This window comes from Mesorhizobium sp. M1A.T.Ca.IN.004.03.1.1, from assembly GCF_003997555.1.
GTDB lineage: Bacteria > Pseudomonadota > Alphaproteobacteria > Rhizobiales > Rhizobiaceae > Mesorhizobium.
On sequence record NZ_RZTV01000650.1, the window covers coordinates 1 to 255 of the forward strand.

Sequence of the window (255 nt, forward strand, 5' to 3'; positions counted from 1 at the left end):
GGCTATGTCGTCGACCAGGCGTTCGACGACATAGCCCGCCTCTTTCAGCGTGTCGGCCAGCTGCCGGTTCAGATTAACGTCGTCTTCGACTACCAGGATGCGCATCGGTCCGCCTTCGTCCGCTTCAAATCGTTCAATGTCCTGAATAAGCCGATTCCGCCTACATCGGAACCTTTACCGTCACCTTGCGTGGACGCTGGCCATTGCCGGACACGAGAACGGTGATGATGCAGGTATCGCCCACCGGTTGCACGG

The 255-nt window shown here is 58.4% G+C and carries 1 pseudogene; it reads right to left on the reverse strand.

Annotated elements, in window-relative coordinates:
• Window positions 1–105, reverse strand: a pseudogene (locus tag EOD29_RS33250) (response regulator transcription factor); the annotation flags it as partial.
• Window positions 106–255: the final 150 nt, after the last annotated feature.